This is a genomic window from Rufibacter sp. XAAS-G3-1, assembly GCF_013623775.1.
Lineage (GTDB): Bacteria > Bacteroidota > Bacteroidia > Cytophagales > Hymenobacteraceae > Nibribacter.
On the sequence record NZ_JABFAM010000004.1, the window covers coordinates 387,771 to 408,373 of the forward strand.

Genomic DNA, 20,603 nt, shown 5'->3' on the forward strand with positions numbered 1-20,603 from the left:
GCATGAAACCGGTGAGGGCTTATAGGCCTCACCGGTTTTTTCGTTTTAGGGCTATTTAGTAAGAGCGAGCTTAAAAACGGAAATATAGCGTCGTTATCCTGTAACGACGTGGCTCTACGCAGCAATAACAATTCAAGGCGTTAAGAACCTTCTTTAGCAATGTTGTTTTGAGAACAGTTCTGATGTGCATCATAGGTTTCTCATGGAGATACGTCGTTACAGGGTAACGACGCTACATTTTCGTTTCTGGCCTGCTATTGACAAAACAGCCTTGAAACGCACTTCTAATCTTTTCTGCCATTCACCCTTCCCTTCAACCGTTCATCATATTTCCCTTCTATTGCAGGTTTTCAGGTGGCACCTTTGTTTCAATCAAACACGGTAACAAAAAACAACCAAAGCCATGAAAGCAAAAATTACCTCTATTCTCGTATTCTTCTTGTGCCTCGCCATTCAGGTACAGGCCAAAGCCCCGTCGTTCAAAGTAATGAAATCGGGGAAAGGCCCCGCCATGATTTTGATTCCAGGTTTGAACTCGGCGGGCGAAGTGTGGGACGAGACGGTGGCGCATTACCAGAAAAACTACACCTGCTATGTCTTGACGTTGCCCGGTTTTGCGGGGCAGCCTGCTGTGAAGACGGAGCATTTCCTGAACTCCGTGCGGGACGAGATTATCGCCTATGTGCAAGAAAACAAGCTTAAGAAACCCGTGCTGGTGGGGCATAGCCTGGGCGGCTATATGGTGTTGGCCCTGAACGTGAAAGCGCCGGAGTTGTTCGGGAAGACGGTGGTGGTAGACGGCTTACCGTTCATCGGCGCAGCCCAAAACCCTGCCGCTACGCTAGAGAGCATCAAGCCCATGGCTGACCAAATCAAGAAACAGATGGCAACGCCCAACCCAGTAGCGCAGAAGCAGCAGGAAGCCAACATGGGCTCTATGGCCAAAGATTCGGTGCACATCAAGAAGATTATTGATTGGGGCCGTACCTCTGACTACGCCACCACGGGGCAGGCCATTTATGAAATGTACACCTCAGATTTGCGCAAAGAAATTGTGGCTATTAAGAGCCCGGTGCTGGTGTTAGGGGCTTGGTACGGCTACAAAGATTATGGCGTGACCAAAGAGATGACCACCAACACCTTTCAGATGCAATTCGCTAACTTGCCTACCGCTGAAATAAAAGTGGCAGACACGGCCAAGCACTTCATCATGTATGACGAGCCCGCCTGGATGCTGGCCCAGATGGACGCTTTCCTGAAGAAATAATCGCACACGCCACGCATGACCACTTCCCGTCAGTATAAATGGTATTGGGTCTGCCAAGCAATTGGTTGGACCTTCTACCTTTTAGTAGGGCTCCTGATGAGCTTCCTGTTCTTCAAAAAACAGACCGGCATGTACAGCGTGCAGTTTGTGGGAACCGGCGTTTTGTTCTTAAGCACCCACCTGCAACGCCACCTGAACCGCAAATACCGTTGGTTGGAACTTCCTTTGGGCAAAATGGCCTTGCTGGTGTTGGCCCACAACGCGGTGGCGTCTATCACGTGTCAGTTGCTGGTTTGCCTTTTCATGCTGGGCATTGGCATGTTCACCTTGCGGGAATTCAGCTTCGGGTATCTGGTCATGTACTCGGCGAACGGTTTGGTGATGTTGAGCTTCTGGTCCACCATTTACTTTGCGTTCCAAGCCATCCAGCGCTGGAAGGCCAAGGAAGTGGAAACCCTGAAACTGCAACTTTCCTTGAAGGAGGCCGAATTGGAAGCCATCCGGTCGCAGCTGAACCCACATTTTCTGTTCAATAGCCTCAACAACATCCGGTCACTGGTGCTGGTGGACCAGAACAAGGCGCGGGAGATGATTACGCGCCTTTCGGCGATGATGCGCTACGTGATTGGCTACAACCGCAATAATCTGGTGCCCGTAGCCGAGGAACTGGACTTCCTGGACCATTACGTGGCGCTGGAGAAGATTCACTTTGAAGACAAGCTGACGTTCTCCTGCCAGGTAGAAGAGGCGGTCAGAAGTGCCGCCATTCCTCCGCTGGGCATACAATTGCTCGTGGAAAACGCCATCAAGCACGGCATTGGTACGCAAGCCAAAGGCGGCAGGATTCAGCTTTCCCTTCACCGGCAGAACGGCTATTTGCAGGTGCAGGTAGAGAATACCGGTGTTTTAGACGCGTCGTCAGTTTCTAAAGGCATTGGGCTGCAACGGCTGCTGGAACGTGTGGCCCATTCACTGGACCAACCCGGCACCTTCACCCTTTCGCAAACAAGTGATACCAGCGTGACCGCCACGCTTACCCTTCCCTGGAAAGAATATGAAAATCTGCATCGTTGAAGATTCGCGGCTGGCCCGCCTGGAACTGAAGCATCTCTTGGCTAAATTCCCGGACCTGGAACTCATCGGCGAAGCCGAAAACGCCGAGGAAGGCATTGACTTGATTGAAAGCCTCCGGCCCGATTTGCTTTTCCTGGACATCCACTTGCCCCAGAAAAGCGGCTTCGAACTGCTGGAAGCGCTGGAGTACACCCCGCAGGTCATCTTCACCACCGCCTACGACCAATACGCCCTCAAAGCCTTCGAGCGGAATGCGCTGGACTACCTCATGAAACCCATTGAGGAACCCCGGCTGCGCCAAGCCGTGGAGAAAGCCATGGCCCAGCAGGAAGCCTTTAAACCCGCCGCTCCTCCCTCCCAGTTGAGCGAGGAAGACCGCGTGTTTGTGAAAGACGGCGAACGTTGCTGGTTTGTGTCCCTGAAACAGGTACGCATGATGGAGTCCAACGGCAACTACGCGTTTCTGTACTTCGAGAATGAGCGCCCGTGCATCCTCAAGACCCTGAATTACCTGGAAAGCCGCCTAGACCCCAAGGTCTTCTTCCGGGCCAATCGACAGCAGATCATCAACGTCAACTTCATTGAGCAGATTAACCCCTGGTTCAGCGGCAGCATCAAGATTCAGCTGAGAGGCGGCGAGGAGGTGGAAGTTTCTCGCAGGCAGACGCAGGTGTTCAAGGAATTGATGAGTTTGTAAGTTTTTGCGTTTCGGGGCTGTTTTGATGGAATCAGGCTTGAAACGGGGTATGGTTTTAATAGTAGAATCAATGTCTATTAAGGTGAGCGGAGGTTGGGTCTGGTAGGGGCGTATTGCATACGCCCTTGCAATGACCTGTGCTTTATGTATTGCCACCACAAACCAACCGATAAAACTTTATCGGGAATGCGAAAGGGCGTATGCGATACGCCCCTACATTTCTTGTGCCCTCCTTTGTAAACGCTCCCCTTAAGAGAGAACCCTACCTGGCTACCAGGTTGCGTTTCAGGCCTGATTTCATCAAAACACCCCCGAAACGCCATAAATGAGAAGAGGCACCCTAGGGTGCCTCTTCTCATTTATGGACAAGTTGCGTAAGTCTTACAGCAGGTTGCTGAACAAACCCGGTACTACGCCCATCAGCACAGTCAGCACCACCAAAGAAATCAAGGTGAAGGTAGCTAACGGGTCAACGGCAATGCGGGCTTCCTCGGCGTCTCTCATGTACATGGCAATAATCACCCGGAAGTAATAGTAGATACCTACCGCTGACATCAGCACGGCGACGATAATCAGCCAGACCATGTCTTGCTCCAGGGCAGCCGAGAACAGGAACAGCTTCCCGAAGAAACCGCCGGTTAACGGAATCCCCGCCAAGGACAGCATGGCCACGGTCATCACGAAGGCCAGCAGCGGATTGGTTTTGCCCAAGCCATTGAAGGCAGAATAGTCATCAGTACCCCGGGCATCGCCTACGTACTTCAAGACACCAAAAGCCGCGATGGTGGCGATGGCATACGCCAGGGAATAGAACAGAAGGGCATTCTCTGAGCGGTCATTGAAGGCGGTCAAGGCAATCATCAGGTAACCGGCGTGCGAGATACTGGAGTAGGCCAGCATCCGTTTCATGCTGGTCTGCGCCACAGCCCCGATGTTTCCAATCAACAAAGTCAAGACTGTGATGGCTACCACGGTTGGGAACCATTGCTCATACACGCCGCCAAAAGCTGCCGACATCAACTTATAGAAAGCGGCTATACCGGCCGTTTTCACTACAGTAGACATGTAGCTGGTGAAAACGGTTGGAGTTCCTTCGTATACGTCTGGCGTCCAGAAGTGGAATGGCGCGGCACCGATTTTAAAGGTTACACCTATCAGCACCAACAGTAAGCCCATCAATAACATTGGTGACGTGGCGGGATCTATGTTGGCAGCGGCGGCGGCAATATCGGTCAGGTAGAAAGCTCCGGTAGCGCCGTATAGCAAAGCCACCCCAAACAAGATGATCCCGGTAAAGAATGAGCCCATGAGGAAGTACTTCATGGACGCTTCGTTGGACAGGATGTTGCGTTTGTCAGAACCGGCGATGATGTACATGCTGATGGACATGATTTCGATGCCCAAAAACAGAATCAACAGGTTTTCATAGGTCACCATCATGATCCCGCCCACCAACGCGAACAACAACAGCGAGTAGTATTCGGCCAGGTTGGAGTTCTCGGCCACTACGTAGCTGCGGGAAAACGGCAGGATAAATAGGGTAGAAAGCACCATCACCGCGGTAAAGCCCACGGAGAAGTTGTCGGTGGCCAGCATGTTGCTGAAATAGCTTTGCGGCTGATTCCAGTCAAGCAAGGTAGCCCCCAGCGCTATTGCCAAAAACAGCAATACCACGGGCATAAGCACCTTTTTAGATTTCATGAACCCTACGAAGAGGTTCACAATACCGAATATGGAAAGTAGAATGATTGAGATCATGAGCAGGTAATTTCTCCTGGGTTTTTAAAAAGCGTCAGGGTTTAGCGTTTAATCACGTCCAGTAGTTTCAGAACGGCGGGCTCAGAAAGGCTCAGGAACGTGTTCGGGTGCAAGCCAATCCAAAACACCATCACCACCAACGGCACCAATACGGCTTTCTCGTTAAAGGTCAAATCGGTGAAGCCTTGGGTGATTTCGTTCTTTTCGCCAAACATCACGCGCTGGAACATCCGCAACATGTACACGGCTCCCAGAATGATGGTTAAGCCGGCAACGGCACCCATCCAGGCATTGTACTGGTACACACCCATCAAGAGCAGGAACTCGCCCACAAATCCGTTGGTCAACGGCAGACCCACGGTTGCTAACAGAAGTACCAGAAAGGTCACCGATAGGAACGGCGTGTTCTGCGTGATACCGCCCAAAGCGGCAATTTCGCGGGTACCGGTGCGGCTCTGGATAATGTCAATGATGAAGAACATGCCCACCACGTTCACGCCGTGGCTCAGCATCTGAATCATGGCGCCCTGTAAACCGTGGTGGTTTAAGGTGAACAAACCGGCGGCAATCAAGCCTACGTGCGAAATAGACGAGAACGCCACCAGGCGTTTCATGTCCTGCTGCCGGATGGCAATAATAGCGCCGTAGATAATCCCGATGATGGCCAATACCAGCGCCACGTTCGCCCACTGGCTCACGCCCAAGGGCACCACCGGCAGTAACCAACGCAAGGCACCGTAAATACCCATCTTCAGCATGATACCCGATAAGAGCATAGTCCCGGCGGCCGGAGCCGTGGTATAGGTATCAGGCTGCCAGGTATGGAACGGGAACACGGGCATTTTAATCGCGAAGGCAATGAACAGGAACCAGAACAACCAGCTTTGGGTACCGGCATCCAGCACTAATTGGTAGAAGGCAACTTCTTCAGAACTGTGCGTACCCGGCGTCTGGAAATACAGATACACAAAGGCAGCCAGCATGAACAAACTTCCGAAGACAGTGTAGATAAAGAACTTGAACGTAACACGTACCCGGTTCTCACCACCCCAAATTCCAGCAATGAAATAGATGGGAATAAGCGCTACTTCCCAGAAGAAGTAAAACACAAAGGCATCCAGCGCGGTGAACACCCCCAACAAACCAGTTTGCATGAACAGGATGAGCGCGTAGAAAGAAGATGGTTTCTCGTAGGTGTGCTTAGCCGTAGACAGGATAATCAACGGAACCAGGAACACGGTCAACAACACCATGAGTAAGCTGATGCCGTCAATGCCAACTTTGAACATGATGCCAGCATTGGCAATCCAGGGTTCATTGAGCAGGAATTGGGTACTTCCGTTTGGGGCGAAGTTAATCCAGGCCCATACGCCCAGTACCAGTTCCACCAAGGCAGCCCCGAAAGCGACTTTGCGGGCGCTGTCTCCTTTTACCAACAGTACCAGCAGTGCGGCCAACGCGGGCCATAAGATTATTAAAGCGGTTAACATGTTTGGCAGTATCAGAAAATAAAGTTCAGCAATAAGATTAACGTGATGCCCAGCACCATCAGGAGCAGGTAAGAACCGGTGGCTCCGCTTTGCACATAGCGCAGCGAGCGACCGCCGCCCAACGTGACTTTCCCGAACCCGTTCACAATTGGGTCAATGATGCCTTTCTCCACGAAGCGGTACAGCCCGGTAGACAGGCCCATCACGGGTTTCACAAACAAGCCGTTGTAGAGTTCATCCACGTAGTATTTGTTGTACACCAGTTTGTGCAGCGGCGACAAAGCAGCGCCTTCCTCAGCGGGAACAGTGCGTTTCTTGCCGTAGATGAAGTACGCCATGATGATAGCAACCACGGCCACTGCCACCGATACCGCCATCAAGGTGTATTCCAGTTCATGTGACAAGTGGTTCTCTGTGAAGGCACTTGGCACGGCTCTTCGGGCCAACTCATAAATAGGAGAAAGGAAATTACCCAATGAGTGGTTTTCGCTGAAAACCGGCGGTAAACCCATAAATCCCCCAATGGTGGAAAGGATGGCCAGGATAATCAACGGGATGGTCATCACCGCCGGAGACTCGTGCAGGTGATGACGCTGCTCCTCGGTGCCCCGGAAGTTTCCGTAGAACGCCAGGTACAACAGACGGAACATGTAGAAAGCCGTCATGAACGAGGTCAATAGACCGAACGCCCACATCACTTTGCTATGCACAAACACGTGCGCCAGCAATTCGTCTTTAGAGAAGAAACCAGCAAATGGCGGAATACCAGAGATAGCCAAGGTTCCAATTAAGAAGGTGATAAACGTGATGGGTAAGGCTTTTTTCAAACCACCCATTTTACGCAAGTCCTGCTCGCCGCTCATGGCATGAATCACGCTACCCGCACCTAGGAAAAGAAGGGCTTTGAAGAAGGCGTGCGTCAACACATGGAACAGCGAAGATGAATACGCCATTACGCCTAGCGCCAGGAACATATAGCCCAACTGGCTCACGGTAGAGTAAGCCAATACTTTTTTGATGTCGTTTTGGAAAAGACCGATGGTAGCCGCGAACAACGCCGTAGCCAGACCAATAATGGCGACAACTTCCAAAGTTTGCGGTGCCAGCGTGTACAACACGTTGGAACGAATCACCATGTAAATACCGGCCGTCACCATGGTCGCGGCGTGAATGAGGGCAGAAACCGGAGTTGGACCCGCCATTGCGTCTGGTAACCACGTGTAGAGCGGCAGCTGTGCTGATTTACCCATGGCACCTACAAACAGCAGCAAAGTAATTGCAATTACTACACCATCGTTTACTTCGCTCAATTGAGAAGCCTGGTTGAACACCTCGCCATACACTACGCTGCCGTAGGTCTGGAAAATCAGGAAAATCCCCAGAAGGAAGCCTAAGTCCCCGATGCGGTTGATGATGAAAGCTTTCTTAGCGGCGTTGTTGTACGGCGTGACCTTGTTCCAGAACCCGATGAGCAGGTACGAGCAAAGCCCCACGCCTTCCCAACCCACGAACATCATCACGTAGTTAGACCCCATCACCAACAGGAGCATGGAGAACACGAACAGGTTCAGGAAAGAGAAGAATTTACCGAAGTTCTCGTCATGGCTCATGTAGCCCGCCGAGTAAATGTGAATCACTGAACCCACGCCCGTTACCAACAGCAGCATAATCAGTGACAATTGGTCAATCTGGAACGAGAATGGTATGCGGAGGGCACCCACATGAATCCAGTTGAAGATATCGGTGGTGTACGGACGGTTGCCGTAGCCTTCAAACCCGAAGAAAAGGTACAGTGACAGCAGGAACGAGCCTATCACGGCGGAACAGCCAATCAGTCCCGCCAAGCCTTTCGGCAATTTCCGGTTACCCAACCCGTTAATCAGGAACCCGATTAGCGGCAGGAGCGGAATCAGCAAACACACCCAAGTCATCTCAGCGTTGTTTGCCGGCAAAATAAATTCTTGCATTTGTTAAAACGTAAATGGAACGGTATTCTTTAGAGAGTCAGTAGCGCAGGAAACCCGCTTTACCATTTCAGCTTGTTCAGGATGTTGATGTCGGTGGTGCGCACGTTCCGGTAAATCATCACGATAATGGCCAAACCCACCGCCACCTCGGCGGCAGCCACCGCCATGATGAAAAACACGAAAATCTGTCCGTTGGGGTCTGAGCGATAAGACGAGAAAGCCGTCAGCAACAGATTGACGGAGTTGAGCATCAACTCGATGCACATAAAGATGATGATGGCGTTGCGGCGGATGAGAACCCCAATAATCCCGATACAGAAAAGAGCGGTGCTGAAGAACAGGTAATAATTCAGCGGGATGGTCCTTATGACCTCAGGAATATCATTCATGATACAGACGTTGGTGAAATAAGCGGTGGACGCGCTTGACAACAGCGCCCAAAGTTATTCCCATTTTTTGGTAAAACACAATAAAACACGACCTCACCCCCGCCCCTCTCCCGCGGAGAGGGAAGTTCTGCCTTGCTGTTTTCGAGCTGCTTTCCAGAAAACAAGCTGAAAACAGCTGAAGCGACTTCTTTGCAAAACCTTTCTGCGTTTACAGCCTCGTTTTGGCAAAACAGAGCGAAAGCGTAGTAGCGGGAAAGTCCCTCTCCACGGGAGAGGGATTTAGGGTGAGGTTTCACTCCTCCTACATTTACGGCCTGTTTTTCAGAAAACAGGCCAAAAGTAGAATTTCATTCTTAGTACATTAAAAAAGGACAACATAAAAGCTGTCCTTTTTCAGCCTCCCGCAGGAGACTTAGAATCTGTTTTGCTCGCCCGGCTCACGCTTGCCCAGCATCACGGCACCAGCCATGGCCGCCAGGAACAACACCGAGGCTAACTCAAACGGCAACAGGTAATCCTTGAAAAGCACTTTCCCCAGGTTCTCCACCATCCCAATCTGGGAGTCAAACACGGCGGGTTGCATCATCTGGGTGTTCACGTCTTTCAAAGCGGCAATCATCACCACAAACAGGATTCCGCCGGCAATGGCCGCGGCAATCTTGCTTAACATAGGCTTGTGCTGCTCGGTGTCTTCGCGCATGTTCAGGAACATGATCACGAAGAGGAACAACACCATGATGGCCCCCATATACACAATGAAGTTTACCGCCGCCAGGAACTGCGCATTCAACAGAATGTAGTGTCCGGTTAAGGCGAAGAACGTCAGAATCATGAACAGAACGCTGTACACGGGGTTTTTGGAGGCAACTACCCCAATGGCCGCGAACAAGGTTAAGAAAGTGAGAAAGTAAAAGAAATTACCCGTCATAGTTAGAAATGATATACAGCGCGAGGCCGAGAATTATAGGTTTTCAATAGGCATGGGCTCTACCAGGCGGTCTTTGCCGTAGATGAACTCATCGCGCTCGTAGCGGGCTGGAGCGGTTTTGTCGTTCTGCAGGAAGATGGCCGCTTTGGGGCAAGCTTCTTCACACAGGCCGCAGAAAATGCAACGCAACATGTTAATCTCGTAGCTGATGGCGTATTTCTCCTCGCGGTACAAGTTCTCCTCGCCCCGTTTGCGCTCGCCGGCGACCATGGTAATGGCTTCGGCCGGACACGCCACCGCGCACAGACCACAGGCCGTGCAACGCTCTCTGCCTTTCTCGTCGCGCTTTAACACGTGCAACCCGCGCCACACCGTACTCATGGGGCGGGTTTCCTCCGGATATCTAATGGTCGCTTTCTTCTTGAAGAAGTGACGCATGGTGATAGATAACCCCTGGAAAATGGCCGGGAGATACATTCTCTCGGAAAAATTCATGGGTTTCTTCTCCAGCTTTTTCGCTCTATTACTAAGTGATTGCATGTCTCTTATACTCTTTAAATGATTGGGCAGAGGAACAACCTTTTACACCTGCTCCTCTCCTACTCATACAGTGCTTAGAACAACTCTGCCTTTAACAGAATGGCTCCGCCGGTCACGATTACGTTCAGGATAGACAACGGAATCAAGATTTTCCAGCCCAGGTTCATCAACTGGTCATAGCGGAAACGCGGCAACGTCCAGCGTACCCACATGAAGAAGAAGATGAAGAAGAAAATTTTAGCGAACAACACAACCGTTCCCAAGATAGTCACCACATTGTGCGGTAAGCCCAATTGGTTCATGAACGGGAAGTTGTAACCGCCAAAGTAAAGGGTTGCCATTACCGCCGAGGCCACGAAGATGTTCACGTACTCTGCGAACAGGTACAAGCCCATGCCCATAGAGCTATACTCGGTGTGGTAACCACCTACCAACTCGGTCTCGCACTCTGGTAAGTCAAAAGGCACGCGGTTTGTCTCGGCGAAGGCACAGATAATGAAAATCAAAAAGCCTACCGGCTGATAGAAGATGTTCCAGTTCATACCAGACACGCCAAACATCTCCTGCCCTTGCTGCGCCGCGATGTCACGCATGGAAAGCGTACCCGTTACCAGCAACAGCGCAATGATGGACATCCCCATGGCCAGCTCGTAGCTGATGTTCTGGGAAGCCGCCCGGATGGCCCCTAACAAAGAGAATTTATTGTTGGAAGCCCAGCCCCCAATCATGATGCCGTACACGCCCAAGGCCACAATACCGAACACGTACAGAATCCCGATGTTCACCTCAATGGCCTGTAAGTGGATGTATTCACCGCCAATCAGCAACGTGCCGCCAAACGGAATGACCGCGCTGGACATACAGGCCGTTAACATCGCCAACGAAGGGCCGGCAATGAACAGGAACTTGTTCGCGTTGGCCGGCACGAATTCTTCTTTGAAGAACAGTTTTACCGCATCGGCTAACGGCTGCGCCAAACCGAGCGGGCCCGCACGGTTTGGGCCTACCCGATCCTGGATGAAAGCAGCCACTTTTCGCTCAGCGTAGGTGGAGTAAGTGGCAATCAGCAACGTAATACCGAATACGGCAAAGATGATGAGCCCTTTGATTAATAAGATGTCTAACTCCATTATACGTGTCTTCCTAGGTTAAAAGGAGTGGATTCTAAGTCTTCTTCGGTTGAGCCGGGCAAGTTCGGGATCACGTTCACGTTCAGCACCGGCAACTCGTAGTGGTTGGTGGAAATCACCGACGTACGGGCAATCTTGCGCGGCCCTTCAATGGTCCAGTCGTTGGGGTCTTTCTTGTCGAAGCGGCAGGTATTGCAGATGAACTCCTGCACCTCACCGTATTGGTCTTTGCGGCCCGTTACGCGCAACACATCGTTCCCCCGCATCCAGAGCACCACCCTGCCTGCGCAGGTGGGGCAGTCGCGGTGCGCGTCTACCGGTTTGGTGAACCACACGCGGTTCTTGAACCGGAACGTCTTATCCGTCAAGGCGCCTACCGGGCACACGTCAATCACATTGCCGGAGAACTCGTTGTCAATCACGTTCTCAATGTAAGTCCCAATCTCGGCGGCGTCGCCCCGGCCTAGCACCCCGTGCACACGTTTCTCGGTCAACTGGTCGGCGGTGTACACGCAACGGTAGCACAAAATGCAGCGCGTCATGTGCAACTGAATGAGCGGCCCGATGTCGATTTTCTCAAAGGTGCGGCGCTCTTCCTCGTAGCGCGTGGCCGAGGTGCCGTGCTCATACGAGAAGTTCTGCAGATCACACTCGCCGGCCTGGTCGCAGATAGGGCAATCCAGGGGGTGGTTGATCAACAGCATCTCCACCACGCCTTTGCGGGCGGCTAGCACATCGGGGTTGGTGGTGTTCTCCACCACCATGCCGTCTTGTACCGGCGTAATGCAGCTCGCCACCAACTTGGGCATGGGGCGCGGGTCTTTCGCGGAGCCGGCCGCTACCCGCACCATACAGGCGCGGCATTTTCCGCCGGTTCCCTTTAAAGGGGTATAGTAGCACATGGCCGGGGGCACTATTTCGCCGCCTATTTTACGGGCTGCGTTGAGGATGGTGGTTCCTTCCTCAACCTCCACCTCTATGCCATCAAACGTAATTTTTACCATTTCAAATTATTGTTGATTGCTGGTTGTCAATTGCTCTTGACGCGCAACAAATGGCTGTTTATATATACTTGTGTTTTAGGCCTGTTTTCTAGGAAACAGCCTCTAAACGGCAATTCACTTTTTAACTTTCTAGCAAGAACCTTTGAGAAGTTTTACTGTCAACTACACCCTTCTCCCCATTTTGTCATCCTGAAAGGATCTTGGTGGCGAACGGTAAGGACGTTTCTCGTCAGCTTTTCTAGCTTGCCCACAAGATCCTTTCAGGATGACAGGTGGGAGGTTTTATGAAGCTGTTTCAGGCCTGCTTTCTCCAAAACAGGTCTGAAACAGATATTTATGCTAATACAGATTCAGATTTGTTGAACACCGCGCCCGGAGCCGTAGCTGCCTGCGGATGTTTCACGTGCCACTCGAATTCCTCACGGAAGTGACGAACGGCCGCCGCAACCGGCCAGGCAGCGGCATCACCCAACGGACAGATGGTGTTTCCTTCTATCTGCTTGGCCACGCTTACCAGCAGGTCAATGTCACGCATGTGGCCGTGGCCGTGCTCAATGCGGTGCAATACTTTCTCCATCCAGCCGGTTCCTTCACGGCACGGGCTGCATTGGCCGCAAGACTCGTGGTGGTAGAAACGGGCCAAAGTCCAGGTATGGCGCACAATGCAGGTTTGGTCATCCATCACGAAGAATCCGCCGGAACCTAACATGGTACCGGTGGCGAAACCTCCGTCAGAAAGCGACTCGTAGGTCATCAGGCGGTCTTCGCCGTTGGTGGTTTTCAGGATTAACTCTTTCGGCAGAATCGGAACGGAAGAACCTCCCGCGATGACCGCTTTCATGTCACGGCCTTTCCAGATACCGCCGCAGTACTCGTCTGAGTAGATGAATTCCTCTACGGGAACCCCCAACTCAATTTCGTACACACCTGGCTTGTTGATGTTTCCACCCGCAGAAATCAATTTGGTACCGGCGCTACGGCCAATCCCGAACTTCGCGTATTCGGCAGCGGTGTTGGTGATAATCCACGGAACAGTAGCAATGGACTCCACGTTGTTCACCACGGTCGGGCACCCGTAAAGGCCCCACACCGCCGGGAACGGAGGCTTGTTACGCGGGTTTCCGCGCTTGCCTTCCAAAGATTCCAGCAACGCTGTTTCCTCGCCGCAGATGTACGCGCCACCGCCTGGGTGCACGTGCAAGTCCAGAGAGTAACCGCTTCCTAAGATGTTCTCGCCCAGGAAACCGTTGGCATACGCTTCCGCGATGGCTTTCTCCAGAATGCGCAGCACGTACAATAACTCACCCCGGATGTAGATATAAGAGGTGCGGGCACCCAGCGCGTAGCTAGACGTAATCATCCCCTCAATCAACAAATGCGGCAGTTTCTCCATCAGGTACCGGTCTTTGAAAGTACCCGGTTCTGATTCGTCGGCGTTGCACACTAAGTAGCGGGGCTTGCCTTCTGGCTTGGCCAAAAAGCTCCACTTCATCCCCGTAGGGAATCCGGCACCACCCCGGCCTCTTAAGCCCGAAGCTTTCACTTCTTCCACCACTTCCTCAGGGGACATGGTTTTAATGGCTTTTTCTACCGAGGCATAGCCGCCGTGCTTGCGATATACGTCAAAGGTGTGGATGCCTTCAACGTTGATATGTTCAGTTAATAATTTTCTTCCCATGGTTTCCTTACGGTTAAGGCTTTCAGGTCTTCCAGCATCTGGTCTGCGCGGGCAGGGTTTAGGTCTTCGTAGAATTGCTCGCGAACTTGCAGCATCGGTCCGGTGCCGCAGGATGCCAGGCATTCCACGGTTTTAAGGGTAAAGTTACCGTCAGCCGAGGTCTCGCCTACTTTGCAGCCCAGACGGTTCTCCAGGTGCTCAATGAGTTGGTCAGAACCCCGCAGCATGCAAGGGCCCGTGCGGCATACTTCCAGCACGTGCTTGCCTACCGGCTTCAGGTTGAACATGGTATAGAAGGTGGCTACCTCGTATACTTCTATGGGTTGGATGTTCAGGATTTCGGCCACTTTGTCCATCACCTCTGGGCTTACCCAACCACCGAACTCCGCTTGCGCGATGTGCAGGATGGGCAAAATGGCTGATTTCTGACGGTCAGCAGGATAATGAGATAAGTAGCGCCGGATTTCGGCCATAGCCCCTTCCGAGAACTGTACTTGATTTACGCTTGCTGTTTGCTCCATGTATTTTTTTGCTCCTAATGCTCTTTAAAGGAACATTAATCGAGGTTTGTATTTAATGCGGCTATCGCATTTGCGACCACACGTTTGAGTTCAGGTAGGTTGCTTTCAATGATTTGCCACACCAACCGGTCACTCACTTTAAAGTATTCGTGCACCATCAGATTGCGGAACGCTTTCACATTGCGCCAATCAATGGAGGTATATTCTGCCTTTGTCTCTTCTGAAAGATGGCCTGCTGCCTCCCCTATTATCTCAAAGCATTTCACACAGGCCAATACCATCATGCGGTTGCTTGAGAAAGCCTCAAAGGTAACACCTTTTGTGAAGGCCTCTATTTCAGAAACAGCATCGGCGATGTGTTGCAGACGCTGAACATCACCCAGCTTACTTCGCATAAATAAGCTTCTTGTCTTTCTCAATGAAAGGCTGCAAATGGCGCGACACTCCGTCTGAGGGCACTACATCTACTTTCCGTTTCAACAATCTCTGTAAGTCCTGGTGCATTCCGAAGAACTTGTACCCAATCTGTACAGAGTAATCTAAGTCCACCAATAAATCAATGTCACTGCCAGCATCTGCTTCGCCACGGGCATAAGACCCAAACAGGTAGGCATTTAAAACGGGCTGCTCTTTGAAGTACTCCCGAATCTTTTCCAACTCCTGTTCTGTCAGTTCCATGGCTATTTCATTTTATGCGTCCAGCTCGCCGGCAATCACGTTCATGGAAGAAAGGATCACAATCGCATCTGACAACTGGGTGCCCACCACCATCTCCGGATAGGCCTGGTAATAGATAAAGCAAGGTCTTCTGAAATGCAGGCGGTACGGCGTACGGCCTCCGTCAGACACTAAATAGAACCCAAGCTCACCGTTTCCGCCTTCCACCGAGTGGTACACTTCGCCTACCGGTGCGTCAATCTCGCCCATCACAATCTTGAAGTGATAGATAAGTGCTTCCATGTTGCGGTACACGTCCTGCTTTGGCGGCAGGTAGAACTCCGGGGCGTCGGCGTGGAACGGCCCTTCTGGCAGGTTGTCCATGGCCTGCTGGATGATGCGCAAGCTCTGCCAGATTTCCTCGTTACGCACCATAAAGCGGTCGTAGGTGTCGCCCTTGGTACCTACTGGAATCTCGAAATCGAAGTCCTGGTAAGAAGAGTAAGGGTTCATGACGCGCACGTCATAATCCACACCCGCGGCTCTTAGGTTAGGGCCGGTAAAGCCGTAGTTCAAGGCGCGCTCTGCGGTGATGGGCCCCACGTTCTCCACCCGGTCAATGAAAATCCGGTTGCGGTTGAACAGGGTCTCAAACTCGGTCATTACTTTAGGGAAGTCGCGCAGGAAATCTCTGATCTTCTGGATGGCTACCGGAGACAAATCGCGTTCCATGCCGCCTACTCTACCCATGTTGGTAGTCAAGCGGGCACCGCAGATTTCCTCGTAGATTTCATAGATTTTCTCTCTTTCCTGAAAAACGTACAGGAAGCCCGTGAAGGCTCCGGTATCCACACCCAAGATAGAGTTGCAAATCAAGTGGTCGGCAATACGGGCCAGTTCCATCACGATTACCCGGATGTACTCGGCACGTTTGGGAACGGTCACGCCCAACAGCTTCTCTACTGTCATCCACCAGCCCATGTTGTTGATGGGCGAGGAGCAGTAGTTCATGCGGTCGGTAAGCGGGGTGATTTGGTAAAAGTTACGGCGCTCCGCGATTTTCTCGAAGGCGCGGTGGATGTACCCAATCGTCGGCACGCCAGACACAATCTTCTCGCCATCCATTTGCAGGATGTTCTGGAAGATGCCGTGCGTGGCAGGGTGCGTAGGTCCTAAATTCAGAGTAGTTAGCTCCTGCATGTAGGAATCTGGGGTAACTATCTGGGTATTCTGTTTGGCTAACTCCATGTGGGAACTTAGTAGAGAGCAGAAACGCCGGCGGCCTTGTCTCTAGAGCAAAGCCGGGGGCATTTATGAAGTTTATCTTCCGAAGAAGGTATTGATCTTGTCTTCGCGGGTCTGGTCTTCCAGCGGGAACTCCTTGCGCATAGGAAACGCCTCCATCTCCTCCACATTGAGAATGCGGATAAGGTTGGGGTGGCCCTCAAAGCGGATGCCGTAGAAGTCAAAGGTTTCACGCTCCATCCAGTTGGCCGTTTGGTACAGGTTGGTGGCCGTTGGCACCACGGCATCGTCTTCCGAGAAGAAGATTTTGATACGCAGCCGCACGTTGTGCACCAGGCTGTGCAGGTGGTAAATCACGCCTAATTCCTGCCCTTTGCTATCTGGGTAATGGATACCGCATAAAGTGGTCAGGAACTGGAATTGCAGGAAAGCATCATCATACAAGGCCTGTAGCATTGGGATGATGTTTTCCCGGGTAGTGGTCACGGTCACGAGCCCGTAAGGCTCATGCATATCAAACAACTGGTCGCCAAATTTCTCTTGCAGCGTTTGTACCAGCAGTTCATTGGTTAGTTCGGCCATGCTTATTTAATGTTGTAAGAAGCCAGTAATGCTTGATATTCCGGGGAGTTCCGGCGGCGGATAGACTCGTTCTCGGCTAAATCCTGAATGCGCATCAAACCATCCAGAATCTGCTCAGGGCGCGGCGGGCAACCGGGCACGTACACGTCTACCGGTATAATGCGGTCAATGCCTTGCAACACGCTGTAAGAGTCAAAGATACCACCGCTGGTAGCGCAGGCGCCTACGGCGATTACCCAACGGGGCTCAGCCATCTGCTCATACACCTGTTTCACCACCGGCCCCATTTTCTTGGCAATTGTCCCCATCACCATCAGCAAATCGGCCTGGCGGGGCGAGAAACTGGGGCGCTCAGACCCGAAACGGGAAATATCATAGTGCGAGCCCATGGTAGCCATGTACTCAATACCGCAGCAGGAAGTAGCAAACGGCAACGGCCACAAAGAGTGCTTACGGGCCAGACCTACTACTTTCTCCAGGGAAGTGGCGAAAAAGCCGGTTCCTTCAACCCCTTCTGGGGCGTCTACCATGGTTAAATTGCTATTGTTATCGCTCATGAGTCGTTTTCGCTTAGTTTTCAGAAAAACAGGCCAGAAACCGGCCTCTTCCTGAACACCTTATCGCCTGTAAAAGTTTGCTGGTATTCCCGCGAATTCAGATGCTATTCCCACTTAAGAACGCCTTTCTTGATCACGTAGAAGAAGCCGGTCAGAAGCAGTCCCATGAACATGAGCATCCAGACGAAACCATCCAGCCCTAACGCTCTGAAATTCACTGCCCACGGATAGAGGAAAATCACCTCCACGTCAAACAGCACGAACAGGATGGCGATCAGGAAATACTTGATAGAGACGGGGGCCCGGGCATCGCCTTTGGATTCAATGCCGCATTCCCAGGAGGCGTTTTTCACCGCGCTCTTGCGTTTGGGGCCAATGTTGTGGGTGACCACCATGGCGAAAACCACAAAACCAAGGGCCGCCAGAAACTGAATCACGATGGGCAGGTAGTCACTGGGCAAATATTGAGCAGGGATTGTTGTTTCCATAGTATACAGATATTTGGTGCAAAATTAGACACTTAAACCTAAGATTCAAACTAAAAAGAAGTTTGCACTTTTGGTTGGAGCCACTATTTAAACAAACGAACAGCCGTTCTGAATATTTTACAAAATCAACAGTCTGCAACCTGTAATTTTTAAATTAATTAGAATTAATTAGTGATTCTTGCAATATTTCATAAAATTTAGACACTTAATGGGAACGAGTGTTGGAATTACACTCTAGCAAGCGGAGAAGTGTCCCTCCATTCCCCCGCTTGCTTTTTAAGTAAGTTTTCTTCACACTGATAAAAGCCCGGTTATTTTAGCTGGGCTTTTTCCATGCAGGCAACGCTTGAAATCAATGGGCTCGGCGTTACCTTTGCCTCCGTCAGGACTTAACGGCCCAGAATTTGCATTGGCCTGTTACGCCATTTTAGACGTGTTTTTATGAAAAGGAAGAGAAACTATCTTTTTGCGTTTATATTACCCCTCACCTTCCTGCTGGCGTTTGCCCCGCCTAAACTGAAGAAGGTGACGGTCGCCAAAAACGTGACCTTGTCCATTCCGCAGAACTTTGACGTGATGCCCGATGACGGCATCGCCCGCGAATACCCGGCGGCCCGCAAGCCGCTGGGCGTGTTCACCAGCCCCGACGGCAACGTGGACATCAGCGTGAACCAACGCCCCAGCACGTTCCCCGCCGATGACATCAACATCCTGCTGCCATTCTACAAAGCATCTATCCAACGGATGTTCACCGAGGTGCAGTTCCTGCGCGAGGAGAAACAGACCATCAACGGCCGCGATTTCCTGGTGTATGAGTTTGTGTCTACCGTACGGGACGAACGCCGCACCCGCAACATGGCCCCCATCCGCAAGTACACGCTTATCCAGTACACGTTCCAGAAAGACCAGATGCTGATTTTCAGTTTCAATGCCCCGGCACAACTGCAGAAAGAGTGGCAGGAAACGGCCCGGGCGATCATGGCCAGCGCCAGTGTGAAGTAAAACCTCACCCCCAACCCCTCTCCCACGGAGAGGGGAGCGTTCCCATTAACATGTTTTGAGCCTCTTTCCCAGAAAACGAATCAAAAACGCAATCGCATTGCCTCCCCTCTCCGTGGGAGAGGGGCTGGGGGTGAGGTCATTTGTAACATTGCAGAACGAGTGGCAGTAGAAAAGAGCCACCCGTTTCCATTTCATAGAACCCCAACCTGTGCTCAGCATCCATTCAGACGAACATTTTATGCGCGAGGCCTACAAGCAGGCGCAATACGCCCTGGAAGAAGGCGAAATTCCCATTGGGGCCGTGGTGGTCTGCCAAAACAAAATCATCGCGCGCGCCTACAACCAAACCGAGAAACTGAACGACGTGACGGCCCACGCCGAGATGCTCGCCTTCACCGCCGCCGCTAACCACCTAGGCAACAAATACCTGCACGATTGCACCCTGTACGTAACCGTAGAACCCTGCGTGATGTGCGCCGGCGCGAGTTACTGGTCGCAGTTGAAACGCGTGGTCTATGCCACCGCAGACGAGAAACGCGGCTACCGGAGAACGGGTGTGAACCTGCTGCACCCCAAGACCGAACTGACCACCGGTATTCTGGCCCATGAGTGTGCGCAATTGATGACCGAGTTCTTTAGAGCGAAAAGAATTTAGTTTATCTTTGGCCCGTTCCGTATGAATAGCAGAACCTTTGTATTTCTAACCTAAAACACCTAAAACTATGGCATTTGAACTTCCGCAACTTCCGTATGCGTACGATGCGCTAGAACCGCACATCGACCGTCAGACCATGGAAATCCACCATACCAAGCACCACCAGGCGTACACCACTAACCTGAACAACGCCATCCAGGGCACTGAGAAAGAAAATCAGTCTATTGAGGAAATCTTGCGTGATGCGGCTAAAACGCCGGCCATCCGCAACAACGGCGGCGGATTCTACAACCACAACCTGTTCTGGACTATCCTTGCCCCTAACGCGGGTGGCAACCCCACCGGCCCGGTAGCGGAGGCGATTGACAAAGCCTTCGGGTCGTATGATGCCTTCAAAGAGGAATTCGCGAAAGCCGCTACCACTCGTTTCGGGTCTGGCTGGGCCTGGCTTTGCGCCGTGGAAGGTGGTTCTGTTGCCATCTGCTCTACCCTGAACCAGGACAATCCTTTGATGGAAGGTGTTGATTCTTGCGGTGGCGTTCCCATCTTGGGCTTGGACGTGTGGGAACACGCCTATTATCTGAAATACCAGAACCGCAGACCAGAGTACATCGCGGCGTTCTTCAACCTGATTAACTGGGACGAAGTGAACCGCCGTTACGCCCAAGCCAACGGCTAAGCGAGTAAAGATTTCAATAAGATGAAAGGCCTTCCTGATTGGGAAGGCCTTTTTTTGTGGCTTTCGTTTTGAGCCTGTTTCTCTAAAAACGCCTTTAAAACAGCGTTCCTTTTTAGTATGCAGAATCCGCGCATACTAGCCATAGTAGTGGATTAATCTGTTTCAGAGCCGTTTTTCAGGAAACTGCCCCAAAGTAACTTCCGCTGGCGCGAGCTTGCAGCTCGTGTCCACACGTATACAAGGAATACTTCTGCTGATTATTTTAAAAAAGAGGAACAATAATGAGTCCGGACAC

General features: G+C 51.7%; 22 protein-coding genes. 6 read left to right on the forward strand and 16 right to left on the reverse strand.

From position 1 onward, the window contains the following. Nucleotides 1–403 precede the first annotated feature (403 nt). From HHO50_RS04110 to HHO50_RS04120, 3 genes are read left to right on the forward strand one after another with little or no spacing between them, the layout of a single operon-like run. On the forward strand, nucleotides 404–1,267 hold the full coding sequence (locus HHO50_RS04110; protein WP_181304723.1) for an alpha/beta fold hydrolase: 864 nt from the start codon (nucleotides 404–406) through the stop codon (nucleotides 1,265–1,267). Between the two features lie 15 nt (nucleotides 1,268–1,282). Next, the gene (locus HHO50_RS04115; RefSeq protein ID WP_181304724.1) at nucleotides 1,283–2,341 is read left to right on the forward strand and encodes a sensor histidine kinase; all 1,059 of its coding nucleotides are present in this window, start codon (nucleotides 1,283–1,285) and stop codon (nucleotides 2,339–2,341) included. After that, on the forward strand, nucleotides 2,322–3,038 hold the full coding sequence (locus HHO50_RS04120) for a LytTR family DNA-binding domain-containing protein (RefSeq protein ID WP_181304725.1): 717 nt from the start codon (nucleotides 2,322–2,324) through the stop codon (nucleotides 3,036–3,038). Before HHO50_RS04115 ends, HHO50_RS04120 begins: the two co-directional genes overlap by 20 nt. Nucleotides 3,039–3,419: 381 nt before the next feature. Here the strand turns inward: HHO50_RS04120 and HHO50_RS04125 are convergent, their stop codons facing one another. The 16 genes from HHO50_RS04125 to HHO50_RS04200 form a co-directional block, all read right to left on the reverse strand. Next, the gene (locus tag HHO50_RS04125) at nucleotides 3,420–4,796 is read right to left on the reverse strand and encodes an NADH-quinone oxidoreductase subunit N (RefSeq protein ID WP_181304726.1); all 1,377 of its coding nucleotides are present in this window, start codon (nucleotides 4,794–4,796) and stop codon (nucleotides 3,420–3,422) included. A 41-nt stretch (nucleotides 4,797–4,837) separates the two neighbouring features. Continuing rightward, nucleotides 4,838–6,286, reverse strand: coding sequence for a NuoM family protein (locus HHO50_RS04130; RefSeq protein WP_181304727.1), 1,449 nt, complete (start codon nucleotides 6,284–6,286; stop codon nucleotides 4,838–4,840). Between the two features lie 11 nt (nucleotides 6,287–6,297). Then, entirely contained in the window at nucleotides 6,298–8,253 is a 1,956-nt protein-coding gene (gene nuoL, locus HHO50_RS04135) for an NADH-quinone oxidoreductase subunit L (protein ID WP_181304728.1), read from the reverse strand. Between the two features lie 59 nt (nucleotides 8,254–8,312). Further along, on the reverse strand, nucleotides 8,313–8,642 hold the full coding sequence (nuoK, locus tag HHO50_RS04140; protein ID WP_181304729.1) for an NADH-quinone oxidoreductase subunit NuoK: 330 nt from the start codon (nucleotides 8,640–8,642) through the stop codon (nucleotides 8,313–8,315). 412 nt (nucleotides 8,643–9,054) lie between these two features. Further along, nucleotides 9,055–9,570 carry an NADH-quinone oxidoreductase subunit J gene (locus HHO50_RS04145; RefSeq protein WP_181304730.1) on the reverse strand — a complete coding sequence of 172 codons (516 nt, stop codon included), beginning with the start codon at nucleotides 9,568–9,570 and terminating at the stop codon, nucleotides 9,055–9,057. Nucleotides 9,571–9,603: 33 nt separating this feature from the next. Next, nucleotides 9,604–10,065 (reverse strand): NADH-quinone oxidoreductase subunit I, encoded by a 462-nt coding sequence (locus tag HHO50_RS04150; protein WP_219921432.1) that lies wholly within the window; start codon nucleotides 10,063–10,065, stop codon nucleotides 9,604–9,606. Nucleotides 10,066–10,184: 119 nt separating this feature from the next. Further along, complete coding sequence (gene nuoH, locus HHO50_RS04155) at nucleotides 10,185–11,240, reverse strand: NADH-quinone oxidoreductase subunit NuoH (RefSeq protein WP_181304732.1); 1,056 nt, start codon at nucleotides 11,238–11,240, stop codon at nucleotides 10,185–10,187. After that, nucleotides 11,240–12,244, reverse strand: a complete 1,005-nt coding sequence (locus HHO50_RS04160) for a 2Fe-2S iron-sulfur cluster-binding protein (protein ID WP_181304733.1) — start codon at nucleotides 12,242–12,244, stop codon at nucleotides 11,240–11,242. Before HHO50_RS04160 ends, nuoH begins: the two co-directional genes overlap by 1 nt. Nucleotides 12,245–12,578: 334 nt before the next feature. Then, the gene (nuoF, locus tag HHO50_RS04165; protein WP_181304734.1) at nucleotides 12,579–13,922 is read right to left on the reverse strand and encodes an NADH-quinone oxidoreductase subunit NuoF; all 1,344 of its coding nucleotides are present in this window, start codon (nucleotides 13,920–13,922) and stop codon (nucleotides 12,579–12,581) included. Further along, nucleotides 13,904–14,443: an NAD(P)H-dependent oxidoreductase subunit E gene (nuoE, locus tag HHO50_RS04170; protein WP_181304735.1), complete on the reverse strand. Its 540-nt coding sequence runs from the start codon at nucleotides 14,441–14,443 to the stop codon at nucleotides 13,904–13,906. The genes nuoF and nuoE overlap by 19 nt, the downstream gene beginning before the upstream one ends. Before the next feature lie 35 nt (nucleotides 14,444–14,478). After that, complete coding sequence (locus tag HHO50_RS04175; RefSeq protein WP_181304736.1) at nucleotides 14,479–14,838, reverse strand: DUF86 domain-containing protein; 360 nt, start codon at nucleotides 14,836–14,838, stop codon at nucleotides 14,479–14,481. Next, nucleotides 14,828–15,121: a nucleotidyltransferase family protein gene (locus HHO50_RS04180; protein ID WP_181304737.1), complete on the reverse strand. Its 294-nt coding sequence runs from the start codon at nucleotides 15,119–15,121 to the stop codon at nucleotides 14,828–14,830. The genes HHO50_RS04175 and HHO50_RS04180 overlap by 11 nt, the downstream gene beginning before the upstream one ends. Nucleotides 15,122–15,133: 12 nt before the next feature. Further along, nucleotides 15,134–16,348: an NADH dehydrogenase (quinone) subunit D gene (nuoD, locus tag HHO50_RS04185; RefSeq protein WP_181304738.1), complete on the reverse strand. Its 1,215-nt coding sequence runs from the start codon at nucleotides 16,346–16,348 to the stop codon at nucleotides 15,134–15,136. 72 nt (nucleotides 16,349–16,420) lie between these two features. Then, nucleotides 16,421–16,927, reverse strand: coding sequence for an NADH-quinone oxidoreductase subunit C (locus tag HHO50_RS04190; RefSeq protein ID WP_181304739.1), 507 nt, complete (start codon nucleotides 16,925–16,927; stop codon nucleotides 16,421–16,423). A 2-nt stretch (nucleotides 16,928–16,929) separates the two neighbouring features. After that, on the reverse strand, nucleotides 16,930–17,484 hold the full coding sequence (locus HHO50_RS04195) for an NADH-quinone oxidoreductase subunit B (RefSeq protein ID WP_304621522.1): 555 nt from the start codon (nucleotides 17,482–17,484) through the stop codon (nucleotides 16,930–16,932). Between the two features lie 104 nt (nucleotides 17,485–17,588). Beyond that, on the reverse strand, nucleotides 17,589–17,972 hold the full coding sequence (locus tag HHO50_RS04200; protein WP_181304740.1) for an NADH-quinone oxidoreductase subunit A: 384 nt from the start codon (nucleotides 17,970–17,972) through the stop codon (nucleotides 17,589–17,591). Between the two features lie 441 nt (nucleotides 17,973–18,413). Between HHO50_RS04200 and HHO50_RS04205 the strand changes: the two genes are divergently transcribed. The 3 genes from HHO50_RS04205 to HHO50_RS04215 all read left to right on the forward strand — a co-directional run bounded on the left by HHO50_RS04205 (nucleotide 18,414) and on the right by HHO50_RS04215 (nucleotide 20,308). Continuing rightward, nucleotides 18,414–18,974, forward strand: coding sequence for a hypothetical protein (locus HHO50_RS04205; RefSeq protein WP_181304741.1), 561 nt, complete (start codon nucleotides 18,414–18,416; stop codon nucleotides 18,972–18,974). Nucleotides 18,975–19,182: 208 nt separating this feature from the next. Further along, nucleotides 19,183–19,629 (forward strand): nucleoside deaminase, encoded by a 447-nt coding sequence (locus HHO50_RS04210; RefSeq protein ID WP_370457520.1) that lies wholly within the window; start codon nucleotides 19,183–19,185, stop codon nucleotides 19,627–19,629. 67 nt (nucleotides 19,630–19,696) lie between these two features. Further along, on the forward strand, nucleotides 19,697–20,308 hold the full coding sequence (locus HHO50_RS04215) for a superoxide dismutase (RefSeq protein ID WP_181304742.1): 612 nt from the start codon (nucleotides 19,697–19,699) through the stop codon (nucleotides 20,306–20,308). The last annotated feature ends 295 nt before the right edge of the window (nucleotides 20,309–20,603 follow it).